Annotated in this window: 7 protein-coding genes; 6 read left to right on the top strand and 1 reads right to left on the bottom strand. The window is 59.3% G+C overall.

From position 1 onward, the window contains the following. On the bottom strand, positions 1-911 hold a 911-nt coding region (locus tag L0H65_RS10570), incomplete at its 3' end, for a M20/M25/M40 family metallo-hydrolase (RefSeq protein ID WP_301458857.1). A gap of 216 nt (positions 912-1,127) precedes the next feature. On the opposite strand from L0H65_RS10570, the gene L0H65_RS10565 reads away from it, so the two are divergent. The 6 genes from L0H65_RS10565 to L0H65_RS10540 form a co-directional block, all read left to right on the top strand. Beyond that, positions 1,128-2,144, top strand: a complete 1,017-nt coding sequence (locus L0H65_RS10565; RefSeq protein ID WP_301458856.1) for an ABC transporter ATP-binding protein — start codon at positions 1,128-1,130, stop codon at positions 2,142-2,144. Next, positions 2,137-3,219, top strand: coding sequence for an ABC transporter ATP-binding protein (locus tag L0H65_RS10560; protein WP_301458854.1), 1,083 nt, complete (start codon positions 2,137-2,139; stop codon positions 3,217-3,219). The genes L0H65_RS10565 and L0H65_RS10560 overlap by 8 nt, the downstream gene beginning before the upstream one ends. Next, positions 3,216-4,916, top strand: coding sequence for a peptide ABC transporter substrate-binding protein (locus L0H65_RS10555; RefSeq protein WP_301458853.1), 1,701 nt, complete (start codon positions 3,216-3,218; stop codon positions 4,914-4,916). Before L0H65_RS10560 ends, L0H65_RS10555 begins: the two co-directional genes overlap by 4 nt. A gap of 79 nt (positions 4,917-4,995) precedes the next feature. Continuing rightward, positions 4,996-6,018, top strand: a complete 1,023-nt coding sequence (locus L0H65_RS10550; RefSeq protein ID WP_301458851.1) for an ABC transporter permease — start codon at positions 4,996-4,998, stop codon at positions 6,016-6,018. Then, positions 6,011-6,922, top strand: coding sequence for an ABC transporter permease (locus tag L0H65_RS10545; RefSeq protein WP_301458849.1), 912 nt, complete (start codon positions 6,011-6,013; stop codon positions 6,920-6,922). The genes L0H65_RS10550 and L0H65_RS10545 overlap by 8 nt, the downstream gene beginning before the upstream one ends. 280 nt (positions 6,923-7,202) lie before the next feature. Beyond that, a partial coding sequence (locus tag L0H65_RS10540; RefSeq protein ID WP_301458847.1) for a YeeE/YedE thiosulfate transporter family protein occupies positions 7,203-7,712 on the top strand: 510 nt, incomplete at its 3' end.

Below are 7,712 nucleotides of genomic sequence, written 5' to 3'. Positions count from 1 at the left end.
TAGACAATAGCAGCCTCCGGGCGAACGGCCTTGATCTCTGCTTCCAGCCGCGCACATTCTGCCTTGAAACGGTTGCCCCATTCTTCCGGACTCTCGCCGGGAACTACACGAAAACCAAAGCCGAAATGGCAATCCTTGGCGGTGATGTTTTCCGCCGTGCCGCCGTGGATTTTACCGACATGCGCGGTGGTCCAGTGCGGCACGAATTGCGCCGCAAGGGCCGAGGGTGGTTTCGCGGCGTTTTCATCGTTGATGCGGTTGCCCCAGTCAATCAGCTTTGCCGCCGTCATGATCGCATTGACGCCGGTGTGCATAAGTGAAGAATGCACCTCAAACCCTTGAACATGAACGGTGAAACCGTGGCCGCCCTTGTGGCCGTTGACCAGTTTCATCATGGACGGTTCCCCCACCACCACTGCGGCGGCTTTTGGCAGGGTCTTGACCATCTCGGCAATCATCGGCGGCGCGCCGGTGCAACCGACCTCCTCATCGTAGCTGATGGCGATTTGCAGCGGGCGTTTCACCCCGGCTTTCACCGCCAAGGGCACCGCCGCCAGCGCCAGCGCGACAAAGCCCTTCATGTCACAAGTGCCGCGCCCGTATAGCCGCCCGTTCTTCTCGACGATGGAAAACGGATCGCTGGTCCAGTTCTGCCCTTCAATCGGCACCACATCCGAATGCCCCGACAGAACCACCCCGCCATCCACTTCCGGCCCGACATTGGCGAACAACGCGGCCTTGTTGCCTTCCGCGTTATAGACCCGGTGCGATTTCACCCCATATTCTGCGAGATACCCCTCCACCCAGTCGATCAGGTCAAGGTTGCTTTCGCTGCTGACGGTGGGAAAGCCGACCAGCTTTTCAAGCACGTCGCGCGGGGACATTTGCAGGGTTGATTGTGCATCGGCCATCGGTCTTCTCCTTGTTTTCGCGACACGGTGAACTTGCCCCCGCCGCAGGTCAAGCCCTCTCATCGCGCGCAACCGAAGCGCCGATCGGCAACAACCGGAAGGATATACGAGAAAGAATGTTGCGACATGGAAAAAAACCGGTAACATCGGCCACAATCCCGGCAACCCCTTGGGTATGACCGGGAAGCAACAAGGCACCGACATGGGAGTCGTCATATGGCCGATGGGGCCAAGCCCGTTCTTGACGTGCGCGGCTTGCAGACTGTTTTTCGCACACGCGGCGGGGACATTCATGCAGTCAATTCCGTCAGTTTTCACCTGAAACCCGGTGAGTTGCTGGGCGTGGTCGGCGAAAGCGGTTCGGGCAAGTCTGTCACGATGATGTCACTGATCGGGTTGTTGCCGATGCCGCCTGCCGAAGTGCGCGCGGGCGAGGTGTTGCTCGGCGATACCGATATTCTCAAGATCAGCGCCGAGGAATTGCAAAAGGTACGCGGGCGTCGAATCGGCTTTGTGTTTCAAGACCCTATGACCAGCCTGAACCCGGTGTTCACTGTTGGCAATCAGGTGATGGAACCGCTGCGCTGGCATATGGGTATGAACAAGAAACAAGCCTTCGCACGCGCTGTCGAACTGCTCGATCTGGTCGGTATTCCCGATGCGGCACGGCGGATGAAGGACTATCCGCACCAGTTTTCCGGCGGTATGCGCCAGCGTGTGATGATCGCAATTGCGCTGGCCTGTGACCCCGAGGTTCTGATCGCGGATGAGCCGACGACAGCGCTGGACGTGACGATTCAGGCGCAAATCATCGAGTTGGTGAAAGAGCTGCGCACCAAACTCGGCATGGCGATTGTCTGGATCACGCATGACCTCGGGGTGATCGCCGGAATCGCGGACCGGGTGATGGTGATGTATGGCGGGCAAGTGGTCGAACAGGGACCGGTGGCGGAATTGTTCGCCAACCCGCAGCACCCCTATACCCGCGCATTGCTGAAAACCATTCCCTCAGTCACGGGGGAGCGTGAGACTCGGTTGAAGGTGATTGAAGGCCAGCCGCCGATCCTTGGCGCCGCCCCCTCTGCCTGCCCCTTCATGCCACGCTGCGCCCATTCCTTTGCGCGCTGCGCGGTCGAGAACCCGCCGCGCCGCCCGATTGGCCGGGCCGAGGTTGGCTGGGGCCATGATGTCGCCTGCCACTGGGACGCAAGATCAGGAGGCCCGCATGCTTGACGCAATGCCTGATCCAAAACCCGCAACAAAGCTGGTGCAGGTCAAAGACCTCAAGATGTATTTCCCGATCCATACCGGGCTGTTGCGTCGGCATACCGGCGATGTGAAAGCGGTGGATGGTATCAGCTTTGACATCATGGAAGGTGAAACCCTTGGGCTGGTGGGCGAAAGCGGTTGCGGCAAATCCACTGTCGGCCGTGCCTTGTTGCGGCTTTATGAGCTGACCGGCGGCTCGGTCACGATTGACGGCGACGATATCGCGAAACTCGGTGCCGAAGCGTTGCGCAAGAAACGCCCGACGATGCAGATGGTGTTCCAGGACCCGCAAGCCAGCCTCAACCCTCGGATGACGGTTGCCGCCCTTATCGGCGAACCGTTGGATGAACACGGCGGGATGAGCGCGACGGAAAAGCTGGCGCGGGTTTATGAATTGATGGATGCGGTCGGGCTGAACCGCAATTTCGCCAATCGCTATCCGCACGCGTTTTCGGGTGGCCAACGGCAGCGCATCGGGATTGCGCGGGCGCTGGCGCTCAACCCGAAATTCATCGTTTGTGACGAACCGATTGCCGCGCTCGATGTGTCAATTCAGGCGCAAGTGGTCAACCTGCTGGAGGATTTGCAGGAGAAGTTCGGCCTGACCTATCTGTTCATCAGTCACGACCTGTCGATGGTGCGTCATATCGCCGACCGGGTGGCGGTGATGTATCTGGGGCGCATCGCCGAACTTTCCCCGCGCGAACCGCTTTATGCCGAACCCCTGCATCCCTATGCCAAGGCGCTGCTGTCTGCCGTGCCGGAGCCCGACCCGGAGCATGAGGCAAAGCGTCGGCGCATCATCCTGCAGGGCGATGTGCCGTCGCCGTCAAACCCGCCGAAAGGCTGCAACTTCTGCACCCGTTGTCCGGAGGTGATCCCGATGTGCCACGAGGTGGAACCCGACCTGCTGGAGGTGCGACCGGGCCGGTTTGTTGCCTGCCATCTTGTGAAACCCGAAACCAAAACACCAGCCGCCGGATCAACCGGACGGCCCGAGGTCAAAGAGCATAACCAACAAGGAGAACCAAGAATATGAAAATGAAATCCGCCCTTCTGGGCGCTGCCTGCGCATTCGCCTTCGCGCCCGCCGCATTTGCGGAACGCGGGTCTGATGGCAATGTCAACGTGATCTATTGGCAAGCGCCGTCCATCCTCAACCCGTTCCTGTCCGGTGGCACCAAGGATGTCGAAGCCGCCTCGCTGATGCTTGAATCGCTGGCGCGATTTGACGAAAAGGGCAATATGCAGCCTTGGCTTGCCACCGATATTCCGACCGTCGCCAATGGCGGCGTCGCGGCCGACCTCAAGTCGATCACATGGAAGCTGAAGCCCGGCATCCTGTGGTCCGATGGCAGCCCACTTACCGCCAATGATGCGGTGTTTACCTGGCAGTATTGCACCGATACCAGCGGCGGTTGCGCGCAGCTTTCCAAATTCGATGGCGTTGAAAAGGTCGAAGCTGTCGATGATCTGACCGTCAAGATCAGCTTCACCAACCCGCACCCCTATCCCTACCTGCCGCTCGTCGGTGCGGAATCACCGATCCTCCAGCAAGCGCAGTTCAAAGATTGCCTCGGCGCTGCTGCCTCCGGCTGTACCGAACAGAACTTCAATCCGATCGGGACCGGCCCGTTCAAAGTCGTTGAATTCAAGACCAATGACGTGCTGACTCTGGAAGCGAACCCGAATTACCGCGACCCCGACAAGCCGCATTTTGCCACCATGACATTCAAGGGCGGCGGCGATGCCGAAGCGGCGGGCCGCGCGGTGCTGGAAACCGGTGAATTTGATTATGCTTGGAACCTACAGCTTTCGCCCGAAGTGCTTTCGGGGATGCAGGCGGCAGGCAAGGGTGAAACCATGGTCGCTTTCGGCACGCTGGTCGAGCGGATCGAAATGAACCTGACCGACCCATCACCGGAGCTGCCGGAGGGGGAGCGCTCAACCGCAAAGCATCCGCACCCGATTCTGTCCGACATGCGCGTGCGCAAAGCGCTGTCCATGGCCATTGACCGCACATTGCTGACCGAAATCGGCTATGGTCAGGCCGGTCGCCCGACCTGCAATCTGGTGCCCGCACCGGAAATCTATGCCTCGCCCAATACCGACTGCATCGCGCAGGATGTCGAAGGCGCCAAGGCACTGCTGGATGAGGCAGGCTGGAAAGTTGGCAGCGACGGTATCCGTGAAAAAGACGGCAAGAAGCTGCATCTGCTCTATCAAACCTCCACCAATGCCGTGCGTCAGGACTTTCAGGCGCTGATCAAGCAGTGGTGGGAAGATATTGGGGTTTCAACCGAGTTGAAGAACGTCTCCGGCTCCGTCTTCTTCGGATCTGACCCCGGCTCGCCCGACACTTTCCCGCGGTTCTATGCCGATGTTGAAATGTATGCCAACAACTTCCCCGGCACGGATCCGGCGGCTTATCTCGGGGCTTATACCTGTGACAAGGCGCCCCGGCCGGAAACCCAATGGCAAGGTGAAAACATCAACCGCTTTTGTGATCCGGAATATGACAAGCTGATCGATAAACTGGGGGAGACCGGCGATATCGCTGAACGCGCCAAGATCGCGATCCGGCTGAATGAAATGCTGACCAAGGACACCTATACGATTGTCCCCTTGGTGGATCGCGGCACGGTTGCAGCGCATTCCAACACTCTGGGCGGCGTTATCCTGAACTCCTGGGATACCTCGATCTGGAACGTGGCAGATTGGTATCGCGTCAAGTGATCTGAACGAAAAAAAGGCGGCGGCCTTGTTGCAAGGGCCGCCGCACCCATCCCCGCAAGAGACCTGAACCGAGGCGCCCATGCTGACATTCACAATCCGAAGGTTGCTGTTCGCGATCCCGACGCTTCTGTTCATCTCTCTGGTGATCTTCCTGATCCTTGAACTCGCCCCCGGCGATCCGCTTGCCGACATGCCGATGACAATTCCCCCGGATGTCAAAGAGAAGATCCGCCTGTCGCTCGGCCTCGGCCGCCCCGCTTATATTCGTTACGGGCTTTGGCTTTACAACCTGTTCGTCACGGAACCCTCCTACTGGATCGACTCTGCGTTTCACACCCATCTCGCCGATGGCGCGCAGCGCATCATCAGTTTCCAGACCCGCGCGCCGGTGTTTGACACCATCGCAGAGCGTATTCCCCAGACCCTGCTGGTGGTCGGTATGGGCTATCTGGTCGGCACGCTGATCTCGCTGCCGATCGGCATCATTTCGGCCTACAAACAATATAGTTGGTTCGACCAATTCGGCACCTTCGTCTCGATGGTCGGCTTCTCGGTTCCGACCTTCGTGACCGGCGTGATGCTGATCGTGATTTTCTCGGTGATGATCCCATCGACCAGTTTCTTCTGGCTACCCTCGATCTATGACACCACACTGCGGGTCACCGACTGGAACAGTTTTGTGCTGCAATTCCGGCAGATGATCATGCCGGTTTTTGTGCTCGCGCTCTATCAGGCGGCGCAGGTCAGCCGCTACATGCGCGCCTCGATGCTGGACAACCTGAGCATGGATTACGTCCGCACCGCCCGCGCCAAGGGGTTGAGCGAACGGGTCCTGCTTTTGAAACACGTTCTGCGCAATTCGCTGATTCCCGTCATTACCGTGATTGCGCTTGGGGTGCCGTCAATCTTTACCGGCGCGATCATTACCGAAAACGTCTTCAAGGTGAATGGTCTCGGCCAGCAGCTTTTGTTGTCGATTCAAGGCAATGATGCGCCGATGGTGCTGACGATTTCCTTCATTTTCGCCATCCTGATCGTTTTGTTCAACCTGATTGCCGATGTTCTTTATGGCATTCTGGACCCGAGGATCCGCTATGACTGATCGCACCATCGACCTCAAGGCCGCCAAGCCCCGCAACCAGTGGTGGGATGTCTGGGATCAGTTCCGCACCCACAAGGGCGCGCTGATGGGGATGTTCGTGCTTGGCTTCATCTTGTTTTGCACCCTCGTCGGCCCGCATCTGTGGGACATTGACCCCAAGTTGATCGACATCCGCGCTCGCGCCAAAGGGCCGAGCATGGCGCATCCCTTGGGCACCGACCAGTTGGGTCGCGATATGCTGGCGCGGCTGTTTTCGGGCGGGCGGATCACGATTGCCGTGGGGATGACGGCGATGGTACTCTCATTGGTTCTGGGCACGTTTATCGGGGTGGTCGCGGGGTATTTCCGCCGCCTTGATGGCATCCTGATGCGCCTGACCGATCTGTTTCTGGCGCTGCCGTTGCTGCCGCTCCTGTTGTTGATGGTGATGTTGTTCCGCGAAAGCCTTGTGTTGTCTCTCGGGCCGGAAAATGGCGTCTTCATCCTGATCGTTTTCGCCATCGGCATCACCTCATGGATGCACACGGCGCGGATCGTGCGCGGCGATGTGTTGGCGTTGAAAGAGCGAGAGTTTGTGCTCGCCTCCCGCTCCATCGGCACGCCGGCGCGGCGGATGATCCTGCGCCATATCCTGCCCAATGTGATGTCGCCGATCATGGTGTCGGCGACTTTGGGCGTGGCGAATGCGGTGATCACCGAAAGTGCGCTGTCCTTTCTGGGCCTTGGCTTTCCACCGGACTTCCCGACCTGGGGGCGGCTGCTGAGCGATGGCATGGTCTACATCAACCAGAATCCGGAACGGGTGATCTGGCCGGCAATCGCGCTTTCGGCTCTGGTGCTGTCGATCAACTATATCGGCGACGGGCTGCGTGATGCACTCGACCCACGGATTCGCGGTCGGTAGGCCCGCGAAAGGAAGCCTGCCAGCCAACCCGTCACTACCCGCGCGGTCGCATTCCGACAAATAAGATCATTCGTCCCCGATGCTGTGCGCGTCGGGGACGTTTTTTCCTGTGAAGGAAACCGAACAGATTGCTGTTCCCTTTGCCGCGCAAGCATGGAACACCCTTCCTGCCATGCGGCGCAGATCGCTGCCGCTGCGCTTGCAGCTTGCAAAAAAACACGATCAAACGCGAATTGAAACCCGCTACAAGGCGGCGACATTTCTACGAGCGGAGCATCCCATGTTTGAAACTCTCGGCTTTGAAACCCTGACGCCGCGCGCCGCGTCGGTAATCCTTGGGCTTGCGATTGGCGTGTCGTTCGGCGTTCTGGCCGAAGTCAGTCGTTTTTGCCTCCGTCGCGGTCTTGTCGGCAATGTCGCTGACCGCAAACCTGCGCTGGCGTTGTGGTTGACGGCTTTGGCGAGCGCGATCCTTGGCACACAAGGCGCCGTCGCAATGGGTTGGATCAGCTTCGCCGAGCATCGCCTGCTGACCCCCGATCTGCCGATTGCGGCGATTGTCCTTGGCGGCTTGGCTTTTGGTGTCGGCATGGTGCTGACACGCGGTTGCGCCTCGCGCCTGACCGTGTTGAGCGGCACCGGAAACCTGCGGGCGCTGACGGTGTTGGTGGTCTTTGCCATCACCGCCCATGCAACCATGAAAGGCTTGCTCGCCCCGATCCGTACCATGCTTGGCGGCTATACCCTGCCGATGGGCGATGCGATCAGTTTGGCCGCCCTGCCGGGGGGG

It is taken from the genome of Pseudorhodobacter sp., from assembly GCF_030452865.1.
In the GTDB taxonomy this organism is placed as follows: Bacteria; Pseudomonadota; Alphaproteobacteria; order Rhodobacterales; family Rhodobacteraceae; genus Pseudorhodobacter.
This window is presented reverse-complemented; position numbering and strand designations above follow the sequence as displayed.